This window comes from Actinoplanes sp. NPDC051859 (genome assembly GCF_044452725.1).
Lineage (GTDB): Bacteria > Actinomycetota > Actinomycetes > Mycobacteriales > Micromonosporaceae > Actinoplanes.
Genome location: NZ_JBITBX010000019.1, coordinates 1 through 14,074 on the forward strand (window position 1 = coordinate 1; position 14,074 = coordinate 14,074).

General features: G+C 68.4%; 16 protein-coding genes and 2 tRNA genes. 7 read left to right on the forward strand and 11 right to left on the reverse strand.

Annotated features, from left to right (window positions below; all coding sequences use genetic code 11):
* The first annotated feature begins 566 nt into the window (after positions 1-566).
* Positions 567-782 carry a hypothetical protein gene (locus tag ACIA1L_RS30700; RefSeq protein WP_396076522.1) on the forward strand — a complete coding sequence of 72 codons (216 nt, stop codon included), beginning with the start codon at positions 567-569 and terminating at the stop codon, positions 780-782.
* On the opposite strand, the gene ACIA1L_RS30705 is transcribed toward ACIA1L_RS30700, so the two are convergent.
* The 6 genes from ACIA1L_RS30705 to ACIA1L_RS30730 all read right to left on the reverse strand — a co-directional run bounded on the left by ACIA1L_RS30705 (position 779) and on the right by ACIA1L_RS30730 (position 6,368).
* Entirely contained in the window at positions 779-1,600 is an 822-nt protein-coding gene (locus ACIA1L_RS30705; protein WP_396076523.1) for a carbon-nitrogen hydrolase family protein, read from the reverse strand. The genes ACIA1L_RS30700 and ACIA1L_RS30705 overlap by 4 nt on opposite strands.
* Before the next feature lie 228 nt (positions 1,601-1,828).
* Positions 1,829-3,121, reverse strand: a complete 1,293-nt coding sequence (clpX, locus tag ACIA1L_RS30710) for an ATP-dependent Clp protease ATP-binding subunit ClpX (RefSeq protein WP_396076524.1) — start codon at positions 3,119-3,121, stop codon at positions 1,829-1,831.
* Positions 3,122-3,415: 294 nt separating this feature from the next.
* Positions 3,416-4,075: an ATP-dependent Clp protease proteolytic subunit gene (locus ACIA1L_RS30715; RefSeq protein ID WP_396076525.1), complete on the reverse strand. Its 660-nt coding sequence runs from the start codon at positions 4,073-4,075 to the stop codon at positions 3,416-3,418.
* Between the two features lie 11 nt (positions 4,076-4,086).
* Entirely contained in the window at positions 4,087-4,716 is a 630-nt protein-coding gene (locus ACIA1L_RS30720) for a ClpP family protease (protein WP_396076526.1), read from the reverse strand.
* Positions 4,717-4,904: 188 nt separating this feature from the next.
* On the reverse strand, positions 4,905-6,254 hold the full coding sequence (gene tig, locus ACIA1L_RS30725; RefSeq protein ID WP_396076527.1) for a trigger factor: 1,350 nt from the start codon (positions 6,252-6,254) through the stop codon (positions 4,905-4,907).
* A 40-nt stretch (positions 6,255-6,294) separates the two neighbouring features.
* A tRNA-Pro gene (locus tag ACIA1L_RS30730) sits at positions 6,295-6,368 on the reverse strand.
* Positions 6,369-6,510: 142 nt separating this feature from the next.
* Between ACIA1L_RS30730 and ACIA1L_RS30735 the strand changes: the two genes are divergently transcribed.
* From ACIA1L_RS30735 to ACIA1L_RS30750, 4 genes are all read left to right on the forward strand, one after another.
* A tRNA-Gly gene (locus ACIA1L_RS30735) sits at positions 6,511-6,584 on the forward strand.
* A gap of 145 nt (positions 6,585-6,729) precedes the next feature.
* Complete coding sequence (locus ACIA1L_RS30740) at positions 6,730-7,116, forward strand: hypothetical protein (protein ID WP_396076529.1); 387 nt, start codon at positions 6,730-6,732, stop codon at positions 7,114-7,116.
* A 111-nt stretch (positions 7,117-7,227) separates the two neighbouring features.
* Positions 7,228-7,548, forward strand: coding sequence for an ArsR/SmtB family transcription factor (locus ACIA1L_RS30745; RefSeq protein WP_396076530.1), 321 nt, complete (start codon positions 7,228-7,230; stop codon positions 7,546-7,548).
* Positions 7,545-8,066 carry an SRPBCC domain-containing protein gene (locus ACIA1L_RS30750; protein ID WP_396076531.1) on the forward strand — a complete coding sequence of 174 codons (522 nt, stop codon included), beginning with the start codon at positions 7,545-7,547 and terminating at the stop codon, positions 8,064-8,066. The genes ACIA1L_RS30745 and ACIA1L_RS30750 overlap by 4 nt, the downstream gene beginning before the upstream one ends.
* Positions 8,067-8,124: 58 nt before the next feature.
* Here ACIA1L_RS30750 and ACIA1L_RS30755 read toward each other — a convergent pair whose 3' ends face one another.
* The gene (locus ACIA1L_RS30755) at positions 8,125-8,913 is read right to left on the reverse strand and encodes a DNA-directed RNA polymerase II (protein WP_396076532.1); all 789 of its coding nucleotides are present in this window, start codon (positions 8,911-8,913) and stop codon (positions 8,125-8,127) included.
* 97 nt (positions 8,914-9,010) lie between these two features.
* On the opposite strand from ACIA1L_RS30755, the gene ACIA1L_RS30760 reads away from it, so the two are divergent.
* Together ACIA1L_RS30760 and ACIA1L_RS30765 are read left to right on the forward strand one after the other, a co-directional pair.
* Positions 9,011-10,246, forward strand: coding sequence for a GNAT family N-acetyltransferase (locus ACIA1L_RS30760; RefSeq protein WP_396076533.1), 1,236 nt, complete (start codon positions 9,011-9,013; stop codon positions 10,244-10,246).
* Positions 10,247-10,788: 542 nt separating this feature from the next.
* Entirely contained in the window at positions 10,789-10,932 is a 144-nt protein-coding gene (locus ACIA1L_RS30765; RefSeq protein ID WP_396076534.1) for a hypothetical protein, read from the forward strand.
* Between the two features lie 51 nt (positions 10,933-10,983).
* Here ACIA1L_RS30765 and ACIA1L_RS30770 read toward each other — a convergent pair whose 3' ends face one another.
* The 4 genes from ACIA1L_RS30770 to ACIA1L_RS30785 are packed head-to-tail and all read right to left on the reverse strand — an operon-like array spanning position 10,984 to position 13,923.
* Positions 10,984-11,457, reverse strand: coding sequence for a ribose-5-phosphate isomerase (locus ACIA1L_RS30770; protein WP_396076535.1), 474 nt, complete (start codon positions 11,455-11,457; stop codon positions 10,984-10,986).
* A 23-nt stretch (positions 11,458-11,480) separates the two neighbouring features.
* Positions 11,481-12,401: an alpha/beta hydrolase gene (locus ACIA1L_RS30775; protein WP_396076536.1), complete on the reverse strand. Its 921-nt coding sequence runs from the start codon at positions 12,399-12,401 to the stop codon at positions 11,481-11,483.
* Positions 12,402-12,442: 41 nt separating this feature from the next.
* On the reverse strand, positions 12,443-13,630 hold the full coding sequence (locus tag ACIA1L_RS30780; RefSeq protein WP_396076537.1) for a DUF1015 family protein: 1,188 nt from the start codon (positions 13,628-13,630) through the stop codon (positions 12,443-12,445).
* A gap of 50 nt (positions 13,631-13,680) precedes the next feature.
* Entirely contained in the window at positions 13,681-13,923 is a 243-nt protein-coding gene (locus tag ACIA1L_RS30785; protein ID WP_396076538.1) for a hypothetical protein, read from the reverse strand.
* Positions 13,924-14,074: the final 151 nt, after the last annotated feature.

A 14,074-nucleotide genomic window follows, 5' to 3' on the forward strand; every position in this document is an offset into this window, starting at 1 on the left:
CACAACCACACTCCGAAAAGCATGGCCGGGGTATAACTAATTGGCACTGGCTTATCAAGCACCCTGTTGAGTTCTCAAAGAACAACCACACACCGTTCGACTTCTCCTCTTCGAAGAGACCCGCTCGGGGCAACCGCTCTAACTTACCTGGTTGACTTCGTCAGCGCAAGACCGGAGTCTTGGAAGATCCAAGAGGATCTACGCTGACATCACCCAAGTTTTTCCCGCACGATCGAAAACCCCAGTCGGGGTGAAACGTTCGCTAGGTGGCCTTGCAGCCGTCCGGAGATCACTCAGTGATCGATCCGCCCGGTTCCTGCTGGCCGGTTCACTCTACCCGGTCGTTCTCGCTGGCGCAAATCCGCCTGCCTCGCCCGGAACATTCCACAAGCTTAACGCTTGCTTCCAGCTGCCCTCAGGGAGATCGCCAGACCGGCCACTTTCGTGCCGCTCTGTCCGCGTTCCCCGCTGACAGAGAGAAAGTTACTCGACGCCCCACCGGCAATGCAAATCGCCCCCCGTCCCAGGAGTCCCACCCGTCGCGAAGCCATGTCAGAGTGGCAGGCATGGCACCCGAACCGGCGCTTGCCGCCGACGCGCTGTTCGACCTCCTGATGCCACTGTCTCAGCTGGTCATCGGCCTTCTCGTGCTGGCCGCGGTGGTGGTTTCCATCCATCGGCTGTTCCTGCGCGGGCCATCGCGCATGGGCGGCGCGATGCTCATCGCAGGCGGCGCGGTGGTCGGCATCGCGGTAGTCAGCTATCTCTTTCAGACCTTCTAAAGGGCGACAAGCGGCCCCGGATAGGCCAGTCGACGGTTGGCAAGGCTGGGCAGTTCGATACGAATCTTGTCCAGCCGGTCCATGTCGAGATCCGCGACAGCGATACCGACGCTGTCCGACGCCTGCGCAAGTACCGTCCCCCACGGGTCGATGATCATGCTGCGACCGAAGCAGGTCCGGCCGGGTTCGTGGTCGCCGTACTGACCGGTTGCCACGACGTAGCACTGGTTCTCGATCGCGCGGGCGCGGAGCAGAACCTCCCAATGGTCACGGCCGGTGTGCATCATGAACGCAGCCGGCACCACCAGTACCTTCGCGCCCGCGATCGCGAGCTGCCGGTACAGCTCCGGAAAGCGCAGGTCGTAACAAATGGACAGGCCGACTGGGACGCCGGCGACCTCGGCTACGGCAGTCCGGTCGCCCGGTGCCACGGTGCGGGATTCCTGATAGGACACTCGGCCCGGAATCTCCACATCGTACAGATGAATCTTGCGGTAGGTCTCGACCAGCTCGCCCGCGGGATTGAAGATCAGCGACGTGTTATAGGTCCGGCCGGGGTCGGGTCCGGCCTCATGAAACGAGCCGGCGTGCACCCACATGCCCAGGTCACGGGCGGCGTCGGCGAAAAACACCGAAAGTTCGCCGCCGACCGGCTCCGGCTTCGGCAGGCCCGCCTCGGGACCGAGGTAATCGCTGTATTCGGGCAGGACGGCGAGGGTCGCTCCCGCAGCGGCAGCGCGGCCCAGGAGGTCGCGGGCCATCGCAAGATTGACGGTACGGTCGTCGCGGGCGTTCAGCTGACAGACGGCAACGCGCATGCGAATCAGCCTACGGGGCTACGCCCTCTCCCGGAACGCCACACATTCGGCGAGGAGTCACTGTCACGCCGGCTTGTTCGGGCGCACCCCGAGCACAGCAGCTTTCCGCTACGTGGCACCGTGGCCCTCCGAGCGCCCAAACCCCTCGGGCTGCAAGCGACCGGAAACGACGTCACCGCCGCCCTGTGGGCGACGGTGACGGGATCGAACGGGCGACTGACTGACGGGTCAGGCGGACTTCTCTTCGCGCTCGCGGCGGGCACGACGGCCGACGAACTCCCTCGGGACGATGGTCGGTATGACGTTCTCGACCACGACCTCGCGAGTGATCACCACCCGGGCGGCGTCGGGGTTGCTGGGGACTTCGAACATCACGTTCTGGAGGACCTCCTCCATGATGGCGCGGAGGCCGCGGGCGCCGGTGCCACGGAGCATGGCCTGGTCGGCGATGGCCTCGAGGGCGCCGGTGTCGAACTCGAGCTCGACGCCGTCCAGTTCGAAGAGGCGCTGGTACTGCTTGACGTAGGCGTTGCGGGGCTCGGTGAGGATCTTGATCAGCGCTTCGCGGTCGAGGTTGCGGACCGTGGTGATCACGGGGAGCCGGCCGATGAACTCGGGGATCAGGCCGAACTTCAGCATGTCCTCCGGCATGACCTTGCTGAAGATGTCGTCGGTGTCGCGCTCTGAGACCGAGCGCAGGTGCGCGCCGAAGCCGACGCCGCCCTGACCGACCCGGGTCTCGATGATCCGGTCCAGGCCCGCGAAAGCGCCACCGACGATGAACAGCACGTTGGTGGTGTCGATCTGGATGAACTCCTGATGCGGGTGCTTGCGGCCGCCCTGCGGCGGGACGTTCGCGACCGTACCCTCGAGGATTTTGAGCAGGGCCTGCTGCACGCCCTCGCCGGAGACGTCCCGGGTGATTGACGGGTTCTCGCTCTTGCGGGCGATCTTGTCGACCTCGTCGATGTAGATGATGCCCTGCTCGGCGCGCTTGACGTCGTAGTCGGCGGCCTGGATCAGCTTGAGCAGGATGTTCTCGACGTCCTCGCCGACATAGCCCGCCTCGGTCAGTGCCGTGGCGTCCGCGATGGCGAACGGGACGTTGAGCATCCGGGCGAGAGTCTGGGCCAGGTGGGTCTTACCGCAGCCCGTGGGGCCGATGAGCATGATGTTGGATTTGGCTACTTCGACGTCGCTGCCCGCTCCGGGGGCGCCGGCCGACTCGGCCTGGATCCGCTTGTAGTGGTTGTAGACGGCCACGGACAGAGCCTTCTTGGCCTGCTCCTGGCCCACCACGTAGTTGTCGAGGAACTGGCAGATCTCCATCGGCTTGGGAAGCTCTTCCCACTTCACTTCGCCGGTTTCGGCCAGCTCTTCCTCGATGATCTCGTTGCAGAGATCGATGCACTCGTCGCAGATGTAGACCCCTGGGCCCGCGATGAGCTTCTTGACCTGCTTCTGGGACTTCCCACAGAAGGAGCACTTCAGTAGGTCGCCACCGTCACCGATCCGTGCCACCTACGTTCTCCCTGCGCTCATCGACCGGTTCGCACCGGCCCTCGGCCCGAGGACGATTTTCCTCGTCGGTATCTCATCGTCTGCCGACCCGCGTTGCTGAGGTATGCCGACTCGACGTTACCCGCTCAGGGGCAGTTCTCCGACCCCCCAAAACGGGCGTGTCAGGGGCCAGTCAGTTTAGCGCGCGCCGACCGACCCCTGACATCGCGTTCCCACCCGGCACTGCACCGCACTTCCGCCACAGTCCGCATCCGGACCACCACTGAAGGGCGGCGAGCAGCGTCCGGGCTCCGATCAGACGCCGGCCTTCTGGAGACTCTTCTTGCGACTGGCGAGGACGGTGTCCACGATGCCGTACTCCTTGGCCTCGTCGGCCGTCATGATCTTGTCCCGGTCGATGTCCTTGCGGACTTTGTCGAGCGGCTGGTCGGAGTGCTTGGAGATCAGCTCCTCCAGCTGGGTCCGCATGCGGAGGATCTCCCGGGCCTGGATCTCGATGTCCGAGCCCTGGCCGTAACCGCCCTCGGTGGCCGGCTGGTGGATGATGATCCGCGAGTGCGGCAGCGCCATCCGCTTGCCCGGGGTGCCGCCGGCGAGGAGCACGGCGGCGGCACTCGCGGCCTGGCCGAGGCAGACGGTGCTGATGTCCGGGTGGACATACTGCATGGTGTCGTAGATCGCCGTCATGGCGGTGAAGGAGCCGCCGGGCGAGTTGATGTACATCAGGATGTCGCGGTCCGGGTCGGCGCTCTCCAGCGTCAGCAGCTGGGCCATCACGTCGTTGGCCGACGCGTCGTCCACCTGCACGCCGAGGAAGATGATCCGGTCCTCGAACATCTTGTTGTACGGGTTGGTTTCTTTCATCATGCCGTTCGACGACCGCTCGACGAACGACGGCAGCACGTAACGGTTGTGCACCGGAGCGAACCCGGGAGGCATGGTCAGGTCGGTCATTCTTCTGCTCCTCAGTTCAGCGTTCCGGCGCCCTCGGGAACCTGAGTGGCCCCGCTGATCACCTTGTCGATGAAGCCGTAGTCCTTGGCTTCCTCCGCCGTGAACCAACGGTCCCGGTCGGAGTCAGCCTCGATGGTCGCCTGGTCCTGGCCGGTGTGGTGAGCCACCCGCTCCTGGAACATGCGCTTGGTATACAGCATTTGCTCGGCCTGGATGGCGATGTCCGCGGCAGTGCCACCCATTCCGCCGGACGGCTGGTGCATCATGATCCGCGCGTGCGGCAGGGCGTAACGCTTGCCCTCGGCACCCGCGCAGAGCAGCAGCTGCCCCATCGACGCGGCCATGCCCATCGCCACGGTCGACACGTCGTTGTCGATGAACTGCATCGTGTCGTAGATGGCCATGCCGGAGTAGACGGAACCACCCGGCGAGTTGATCCAGAGGTTGATGTCGCGCTCCGGGTCCTCCGCGGAGAGCAGCAGCAGCTGCGCGCAGATGCGGTTGGCGACCTGGTCGGTCACCTCGCTGCCGAGGAAGATGATCCGCTCACGCAGCAGGTGGTTGAAGACCGAGTCCTCGAGGTTGCCATTGAAGGAGCCACCACGCAGCGTGGGGCTCGCTGGAACGTGCAGATCGGTCATGGCAGCCCTTCACAGCTGACTGTGCCGGCTGAGGGATCCAGTCGGCAGGTTCTCCGTCGTACGACCAACCTAACCGGTCGATTGCGCATCAGCTTCCCGCTCGGGCAGGTGTTCGCTGACAGCGCACGCCGATGGCGGATACGACGGAGGGGCCGCCACGATGACGCGGCGGCCCCTCTCGTGACACCTCAGTGGTTGTGCCCGGCGTGCTCGTCGTCGCCGGCTTCCCGCAGGTCGTCAAGGGTGAGGACGTTGCCCTCGGTGTCCTTCATCTCGACCTGCTCCATGACGTTCGCGAGGGCCTTGCCCCGGCGCACGTCGCCGAAGACGGCCGCGGCCGCACCCGACTTCACGAGCTGGTCGTAGTACTGCTGGGGCTGCATCTGGGCGCGCTGGGCCCGGTGCACGATCTCGTGGCCGAACTCGTCGTCGGAGACCTGGATGTCCTCGGCGTCGGCGATGGTGTCGAGCAGCAGCTGAATCTTGACGCCCTCGGCGGCCGCCTCGGTCAGCTCGGTGTCGATCTGCTCCTCGGTCTTCTCCTCGGAGGCGAGGTAGTCCTCGAGGGTGGCGCCGATCCGCTCGAGCTGGTCGGTCATGGCCTGCTTGCGGCCTTCGACCTCCTCCTTCACGATGCCCTCGGGCGCCGGGATGTCGGCGGCCGCGACGAGCTGCTTGAGCGCCTCGTCCCGGGCGGCATAGATCTGCTCGACCTTCTTGACCTTGGTGAGCCGCTCCTTGAGGTCGGCGCGGAGCTCGTCCAGGGTGTCGAACTCGCTCGCCATCTGCGCGAACTCGTCGTCGATCTCGGGCAGCTGCTTGTCCTTGACCGACTTGACGGTCACCGCCACATCAGCGTCCCGGCCGGCGAAGTCGCCGCCCACCAGCTGGGTGGTGAAGGTGGCCTCGGCGTCGGCGGCCAGGCCGACCAGGACCTCGTCGAGACCCGGGAGCAGCTGCTTGCTGCCGACCTCGTGGGAGATGTTGGTGGCTGAGCCGCCCGGCACTTCCTCGCCGTCGACGGTCGCCTTGAGGTCGAGCTGGACGTAGTCGCCCTCGGCCGCGGCGCGCTCCACCGTCTTCAGGGTGGCGAACCGCTCCCGCAGGCCGTTGATCTGCTCGTCGATCTCGTTGTCGCCGATCTCCAGCGCCGGCACCTCGACCTTGATGGTGGACAGGTCGGGGACGGTGATCTCGGGGCGGACGTCGACCTCGGCCGTGAACTTCAGCGGCTCGTTGTCGGCGAACTCGGTGATCTCCACCTCGGGACGGCCGAGCGTCTTGACCTCGTGCTCCCGGACAGCGGCGAGGATCTGCTGCGGGATCGCCTCCTGCACGGCCTCGTTGAGCACCGCGCCACGACCGACCCGCTGGTCGATGACGGCGGCCGGGATCTTGCCGCGACGGAAGCCGGGGATCTGGACCTGAGACCCGATCTCTCGGTACGCCTTCTGCAGGCTGGGCTTCAGCTCGTCGAACGGCACCTCGATGGCGAGCCGCACCCGGGTCGGGCTCAGAGTCTCGACGGTGCTCTTCACAGGCGTACTCCTTGATGGATCTCTTCGTTGTTGTCGAAAGTCGGGGTGGCGGGATTTGAACCCACGGCCCCTCGCTCCCAAAGCGAGTGCGCTACCAAGCTGCGCCACACCCCGAGGCCGTGCGCAAGTGTATGCGGTCCACCGGGTGGTGTGTGCCGCGGCGTCGCCCTGATGCGTCACGAGGGGGAACCGGTTCGCATCGAGCGCGGGGATTCGAGTACGCTAGGCCCGGCGCCACGCAGGTATGTGGCGCCATGCGGGCGTAGCTCAATGGTAGAGCCTCAGTCTTCCAAACTGATTACGCGAGTTCGATTCTCGTCGCCCGCTCCACCCTTCTCCGCCGAGTTCCGGGCGAGCCCGGTGTCACCCATCCGTTGAATCTGCGCCCAAGCTATCCAGCACGCAGGCTGCGACGATCTTTGCCGATTGCCGGGTTTGCCGCTCTTGCCGGCGGATCTGCGGAAAACTGGCGGGCATGGCCTATTCCCCTGAGCACCGGCCGGGCCCGGATGCAGCCTCCCTGCTGCCAGACGGGTCCGTACCGGTCACCGACAACGCGCCGCCGCTGCCGGATGAACTTGCGCGCACGTTGGCCGGGCTCGGGCCAGCCGGGACCGCTCCCGCTACTCGCGGTGATCGGGTTTCTCGGTTGCGGCCGGCCGGGCTCGGGCTCGCCGCCGCCGCGCTGGTGCTCGCCCTGGTGTTTCTGGGCCAGAACACGGACGGCGTGGACATCACGTTCCTGTGGGCGGATACCCGGGTGCCGTTCGCTCTCGCGCTGGTGGCGGCCGGGCTTGCCGGTGCCGTGATTGCCAGGTCGGTGAGCCTGCTGAGAATGACGACGCGCCGCCGGCGGCGCTGACTCTCGGCTTTGCCGTAGCGCGCCGCTGAGGAGACTCACGCCCGTCCAGCCCCGCTGGGCGGGCGTTCTTGCAGCTTGACATGTGACCTTTTGGTCACCTAACTTGGCGGCATGGGGAACGACGACCGGGTGTTCAAGGCGTTGGCCGACCCGACCCGGCGCTTCCTGCTCGACCTGCTCTTCGCTCGGGACGGCCGCACGCTCACCGAGCTGGAGTCCGAGGTGGAGATGACGCGCTTCGGGGTGGCCAAACACCTGAAGCTGCTGGAGGAAGCGGGCCTGGTCGTCGTGCGCCGGTCCGGACGGGAGAAGTTGCACTTCCTCAACCCCGTACCGATCCGGCTGATCCACGACCGGTGGATCGACAAGTACACCGAGCGTCACGTCACGGCGCTCGTCGATCTGAAGAACGCGCTGGAGGACGAGACATGAGCGAGCCGCAGACCACCCAGGTGTACCGGGTGTGGATCAAGACCACGCCGGAGAAGATCTGGACCGCGATCACCGATCCGGAATGGACCGTCAAGTACGGCTATGCCGCGCCGTCTTTCTACGAGCTACGACCGGGCGGTGCGTTCCGCGCCGCGGCGAACGAGGGAATGCACGCGTACGCGAAAGAGAACGGGTTCACGATCCCGGACACGATCGGCGACGGCGAAGTCATCGAGGTCGACCCGCCGCGCCTGCTCAAGCAGACCTGGCGGATGCTGATGGACCCCACCACCGCGGCGGAGCCCTTCACCACCCTGACCTACGAGATCGAGGAGTTGAAGTCGCAGCCCGGCGTTTGCCGCCTGACCATCACGCACGAGCTGACCGGAGCCCCCGCGACGGCCACAATGGTGGCGGGTTCGCCGCTCGACGAGGCAGGCGGTGGCGGCTGGGCGTGGATGCTCAGCGATCTCAAGTCGCTGCTGGAAACCGGCGCCGCGATGAGCGACGTGGGCTGATCCCCGGCCGGGGGCGGCGCGGTGGTCGCCCCCGGAAACAATTCGACGGGTACGGGCCTCAGCGGAACAGCTCGACGACCCAGTCCACCGCATTCACGACCCAATCGGTCTGCCCCAGGTGCGCAATGCCCACGCCCACCAGGAAGAGGCCCGCGACCATGTGCGAGCCGCGGGCTGTGCGCCGCACTCGGCCGAACTGACGCTCGAGCACGATCCGGCCCACCAGGCGGGACATGGCGAAGACGCCACCGGCCACCGCCACCGAGACGAGGAAGACGACGATCGGGGTGGTCAGTTTGCCATCCGACGACATGGCCCAGACGCCCCAGCAGACGAAGGCGAACAGCAGCCCGGCGAAGCTCCACTCGCCGCCGCGGCGCAGCTGGGCGAGATGCCAGCTCAATGGTTGCTGCTGCGCGGGCGGCGCTGCGCCCGGCCAGCCGGTGCCGGTGGGCTCGTGCTCCGCCACGAACTGCTGCGGCTGCGGACGCGGATTGACCGCAGCACGGCCACTCGTGAACGGCGAGGACGGCGGCGCTGGCGGCGTGGCTGCGGCGCGCCCCTGGGGTGCCGCCTGTCCAGTGTTTGCCACTCCGCCCGTGTGCCGGGTGTCAGCTGCGGAACCGTAGTGCCGGGTCGCGTCCGCAGCACCCTGGTGCCGAGTGGCGTCCGAAGCGCCCTGGTGGCGGGTCGGGTCGGCAGTTCCCGGGTAGGCGGTGCCCGCGGAACGCGGGTCGTATTGCGGAGCGGCGCCGCGGGGCGGCATGTCCGTCGTCGGCGGATCGGCCCAGGGATCCTGCGGTGGCATATCGAGCGTCCGCTCGGGCCACTGCGGTTGCTCAGGCATCGTTCCCTCCCCCGGTACGGCCGCTTGCCGCCCGTATCGAGAGTAACGAGCCCGCAAATAGCTCGCCGCAGCGCGCGCCGTCCGTTACACAAACAGCATGGACGGCTCCGGAACGCTGATCAGGGTCGGCACAGCGGCCGACTGGCCCGCCATCTCCTGGCTGCTGGGCCGGGCATTTCACCACACACCGACACCCGCAGAACGGGACGTCGAGGGATCCGTGTTCGAACCTACCCGCTCACTGGTCGTCGAGGACGCCGGCAGTGTGGTCGGACACGCGGCCGCGTACACGAGGGATTTGACCGTGCCCGGCGCGGTCGTGCCTGCGGCGCATGTCACCCAGGTGGGGGTGGCGCCGACCCACCGGCGGCGCGGGCTGCTCACCCAGCTGATGCATCGTCAGCTGGGTGAGGTCGCGGCCGCCGGCCGCGAACCGATCGCGGTGCTGTGGGCCAGCGAAACCAAGATCTATCCCCGCTTCGGGTACGGTCCCGCAGCGTCTCGCCTGCGCATGACCATCATGACCCGCGAGATCACCCTGCCGCCCAGCGCGGACGGCACCGGCCGGTTGCGCCTGGCCGACCCGCTCACCGCACTGCCCGAGCTGACCCAGGTGTACGAGCAACTCCGGCCCGAACGCACCGGCTGGTCCAGTCGCGACGAGCGTTGGTGGCGGTTCGTGCTGTCCGACCTCGAATCGCAGCGCGACGGCGGCACCGCCCTGCACTGCGTCCTGCGCGAGACCGCCGGCCGACCCACCGGGTACGCCCTGTGGCGCACGAAATCCGGCTGGAACAACCACGGCCCGGACGGCGAGGTGCAGATCCGTGAAGTGGTCGCCGCCGACCCGGAGACCTACCTGGCGTTGTGGCGGTTCCTGCTCACCCTCGACCTCGCCCGTACGGCGTCTGTGGGCTTCGCGGCCGTGGACGAACCGCTGCTGTACCTGGTCGATGAGCCACGGCGGCTCGGGAGCAACCTGGGCGACGCCCTCTGGATTCGGATCGTCGACCTTCCCCGGGCACTGACCGCCCGGCGGTACTCGGCTCCGCTCGACGTGGTGTTCGCCGTGACAGACCCGTTGCTCGGCGCGAACACCGGCCGCTGGCGGCTCACCGCCCACGCTTCGGAGCCGGCGACGTGTACGCGTACGGATGACGCGGCAGACCTGGAATGCACCGTGCTGGAGTTGGGGACGATCTATCTCGGTGCGGTGTCGCCGGCGGCGCTCGCCGCCGCGGGAACGGTGCAGGAACTGACGCCCGGGGCGGTGCAAGCAGTAGCCACCGCGTTTCGCTGGCATCGGCTGCCGAATCCGACCGAGGTGTTCTAGGTGCGCGCCGCGGCGGTAGGTTCAGCGGCATGGGTGACGAACCCGGACGCCGGCGCCGCCGCGTGCGTCCCTCCCCCGCGACGCAGACCACGGCCACCTCGCCGCCCGACCAGGACCCCGGGCCGCCCGGCCCTCCCGTGACTTCGGCCGAAACCGCTCTCCCGCCCGCCGCCCCGGCCCCGCCCGATGCCCCGGCCCCGACCAATACCGCGGCCCCGCCCGATACCGCGGCCCAACTCGATTCCGCTGCAACTGACGGTGTCACAGTCTCGCCCAGCCCACGACGAGCCGAGGTGGGTGGCGTGCCGGACAGGCCGCGCGTGGGCCGTGTGGAGCCCTCTGGACCCGCAGCGCCCGTTCCGATGCCGGCGCCTCCGCCACGGGCGGCGGGAAATGGAGCGCCCGGACCGGGGAAGCCGGCTGGCGGACCGAGCAGCTCGGGCCAGCGGTCACCGCACGCCGGGCGGGCGACCGGGCGGTTCGCTGCCGGTGGCCGGGCGGGAACCGGAGAGGATCAGTCCGAGCGAGGGCTGCGCGGGCTGGTGGGTTCCGGCTCGTCGCAGGTCAGCCTGGCCGCGGCGATGCGGGCGCGGGATGCGGCCCGCCCGGACGACGGCCAGTTGGCCGACGCCGAGCGGACACTGACGATCGTGCGCCGCAACTGGGTGCCCCGCGAAGAGCTGTGACTCTTGGCTTCGCCCGGTCCGGGGCTCAGAGAGAGCAGAAAGGGGACCGGGTCAGGGGGTGGGAAGGGCGGGGAGTTCCCGGGTCTGCTCGAAGGCGGCGAGCTGGCCGATCCGGCGCGAGTGCCGCTCGTCGCCGGAGAACGGGGTGGTGAGGAAAGCCTCGGCCATGGCGGACGCCTCGTCGAGGGTGTGCTGGCGGGCGCCGATCGCGAGGACGTTCGAGTCGTTGTGCTGGCGGGCGAGCTGGGCGATTTCCACCTTCCAGGCCAGCGCCGAGCGGACGCCTGCGACCTTGTTGGCGGCGATCTGCTCGCCGTTGCCGGAGCCGCCGATGACGATGCCCAGGCTGCCTGCGTCGGCGACCACCTTCGCGCCGGTGTGGAAGCAGAAGGCCGGGTAGTCGTCCTCCGGGTCGTAGACGTGCGGGCCGACGTCGACGACTTCGTACCCCTGCTTGGTGAGGTAGTTGACGAGGTGGCTCTTCAGCTCGTAGCCGGCGTGGTCGGAACCGAGGTAGACGCGCATGCCCGCAGTCTGTCAAACGCCGGTCAGAAGGTCAGCGCCGCCCGGAGACTCGCGGCGACGAGGTCAGCGGCGGAGCGCGCCGCGTCGAAGAGGGCCAGCTTGCGGGCAAAGCCGTGGTTCACACCCGCATAGCGCACGTGCACGACGGGCACCCCAGCAGCGAGCAACGCGTCGGCGTAGTCGGCACCTTCGTCGCGCAGAACGTCGTACTCGGCGGTGATCAGCAGGGTGGGTGGCATGCCGGTGAGGTCGTCGGCGGCGAGCGGGGCCACGTCGGGGCTGAACCGGTCGGCCAGGGACGGGACGTAGGTCTCCCAGCCCAGCCGCATCGACGCGCGGTCCAGCCCGTAGCCGCCGACCTCGTCGTACGACTCGGAGGCCGTCATCGGGTCGATTGCGGGGTAGATCAGGACCTGGTAGTCGAGCGGGGTGACGGCGTCGCGCTGGCGGCGGGCGGCGACCGTGGCGAGTTGGCCGCCCGCGCTGTCACCGCCGATCGCCAGCCGCGACGGGTCGACACCCAGGCCAGGGCCCTCCTTGCGGACCCACCGCAGCACCGTTTCGACGTCGTCCAGGGCGGCCGGATGCACGTGTTCCGGGGCGAGGCGGTAGTCCACCGAGAGGACGGCACAGCCGGAGCGGTCGGCGATGCGGCGGCACATCCGGTCGACCGTTTCCACACTGCCGTAGCACCAGCCGCCGCCGTGCAGGTAGACGAAAACCGGAGCGCCGGTACGAGCGGCGTACAGCCGGGCCGGGACGCCGTCCGCGTCCACATCCACCACGACCGGCAACGGAATGGCGGGGCCGCACTCGGCCTCGTTCGAGTCCGCCATCGCCTGCCGCGCATAGCGCAGCCGCTCGAGCGGATCGGCGGCCAACACCTCGGCGGGTGGGCGCCGCCGGATCGCCAGCGACGCCTCCACCTGGGGATGAATAGGCAATCTCTTCCTCTTTTGGGTGGTGGGTGGGGCGGTGGGACGGATCAGTCGAGCTGGGCCAGGACGAGACCGCCGCGGGCCTTGGGAGTGAACCAGGTGCTCTTACGGGGCAGCTTCTGCCGGGCCAAATTCACCGCCACGAAGTCGTCGACGGTCACCGGGGCGATCAGCACCGCCAGCTCGGCCCGGCCGGCGTCGACCTCGCCGCGCAGCCACTCGGCCGAATAGTCACCGCCGACATACGAGATCCGCTTGTCGCCCGGGTCCAGGCCGAGGGCGTCGCGCAACAGCACCCGCTCGACCAGGGCGTGGTCCAGGTTCTCGACCGCCGAGGCGCCGGCGGCGGGCAGCGTCACCGCGTACGAGGTGCTGTGGGCGTACAGGTGGATGGTGCCCTTGGTGGGGATGTCCGCGGGCCGCGACAGCTCCTCGACCCGCGCGCCGGCCGCGGTGAGCTGGGCGACCAGGTTTTCGACCGGGAGCTCGGCGACCAGCCGGTTGTAGGGCTGGATGGCGACCGACGCCGGGGTGGTGACGACGGCCAGGAAGCGCGGCAGGTTGCCGGTCTGGGCGGCGAGGCTGCGGTGGTTGCCGTCCGCGACCACCAACTCGCCGCCTCCGGCAAGCGCGGTCAGGTCGTCCTGCAGCTGCCCGGCGGGCACGATCCAGATCGCGTGCGTACGCCCGCTCTGGTCCTGGTCGGTCGCGGCGGGCGGACCCGCCGCCTCGGTCGCGGCGTGCAATGCGGCGTGCAGCTCATCACCCTTGCCGGTCTGCAGCAGGAGCACGGGCGAGAGCAGCGTCTTCAACCGCTCGGCGAGCGCCACCCGCTCGCGGACCTTCGCGATGAAGACGTCCTCGTTGCGGATGACCAGCCCCGGCTCGTCCGCGCTGGTGGAGATCTGCGCGGTGTCGACCATCGCCCACAGCCCGAACGCGGCCGGGGTGCCCGGCGCGCTGATCCGGTAGAGCACGACGACCTGCTCGGCGGGCGAATAGCCACCGGCGGCCTTCTCCTCGTCGAGGCGCGCGGCGGCGTCCGGCAGGCTGTCGAGGAATGAGCGGCCCACCGCCCCGGGCGCCCGGTGGGGCATCTCGATGGCAAGCGCGCTGTGCGGGTTCGCCTCGATGATCGCGGTGATCTCCGCGTCGTCGGCGAACTCGTCGTAGTTCTGCGCGCCGGTGCCGCCAGTGGTGATCCAGGCCCGGCTGATCGGGTGCACGACCGTCATGACCGCGAACCTACCGAAACTCCTCCGCCCAGTGGGGGCGCGGCCCCGCTTCAGGGCGTGCGACGGTGCCGTCCGTACGCGGGAACCGACGGCATGTTCCCCCGGAAGCGTGCCTCGCGCGCTCGCCGCCGCTCCTGCTGGGCCGTCGCCGTGCCGGTGAGCGGCAGCGCCGAGACGAGCACCGGCGGAGCGACCATGGCGGCCACATCGGCGGGTAAATTCGGGCAGATACTGGCCCAGGCGCCCGGCTGCACCGCGATGGTGCTGGTGGCGACGGTGTCGGATTCGGCCATCGAAAGCCTCCGGTCAAGCGTGACAGTTCTCACCATGGGAACGACCGTCGCCCGACGTTCGTGATGATTTTCGCCGAACTACCCAGATCACCTGCGTACGGCGACAGCGGGCGAACAGCGCTCACGACTCACCGCATAAGGTGGCGTGGAA

Bases quoted from the DNA above. Each gene is read 5' to 3' on its own strand.
- ACIA1L_RS30745 (WP_396076530.1), top strand. From the start codon at position 7,228: ATGGGGAACGACGACCGGGTGTTCAAGGCGTTGGCCGACCCGACCCGG.
- ACIA1L_RS30720 (WP_396076526.1), bottom strand. From the start codon at position 4,716: ATGACCGATCTGCACGTTCCAGCGAGCCCCACGCTGCGTGGTGGCTCC.
- ACIA1L_RS30760 (WP_396076533.1), top strand. From the start codon at position 9,011: ATGGACGGCTCCGGAACGCTGATCAGGGTCGGCACAGCGGCCGACTGG.
- ACIA1L_RS30715 (WP_396076525.1), bottom strand. From the start codon at position 4,075: ATGACCGACCTGACCATGCCTCCCGGGTTCGCTCCGGTGCACAACCGT.
- ACIA1L_RS30740 (WP_396076529.1), top strand. From the start codon at position 6,730: ATGGCCTATTCCCCTGAGCACCGGCCGGGCCCGGATGCAGCCTCCCTG.
- ACIA1L_RS30770 (WP_396076535.1), bottom strand. From the start codon at position 11,457: ATGCGCGTCTACCTCGGTTCCGACCACGCCGGCTACGAGCTGAAGAGC.
- ACIA1L_RS30780 (WP_396076537.1), bottom strand. From the start codon at position 13,630: ATGACGGTCGTGCACCCGATCAGCCGGGCCTGGATCACCACTGGCGGC.
- ACIA1L_RS30755 (WP_396076532.1), bottom strand. From the start codon at position 8,913: ATGCCTGAGCAACCGCAGTGGCCCGAGCGGACGCTCGATATGCCACCG.
- ACIA1L_RS30705 (WP_396076523.1), bottom strand. From the start codon at position 1,600: ATGCGCGTTGCCGTCTGTCAGCTGAACGCCCGCGACGACCGTACCGTC.
- ACIA1L_RS30785 (WP_396076538.1), bottom strand. From the start codon at position 13,923: ATGGCCGAATCCGACACCGTCGCCACCAGCACCATCGCGGTGCAGCCG.
- ACIA1L_RS30700 (WP_396076522.1), top strand. From the start codon at position 567: ATGGCACCCGAACCGGCGCTTGCCGCCGACGCGCTGTTCGACCTCCTG.
- ACIA1L_RS30750 (WP_396076531.1), top strand. From the start codon at position 7,545: ATGAGCGAGCCGCAGACCACCCAGGTGTACCGGGTGTGGATCAAGACC.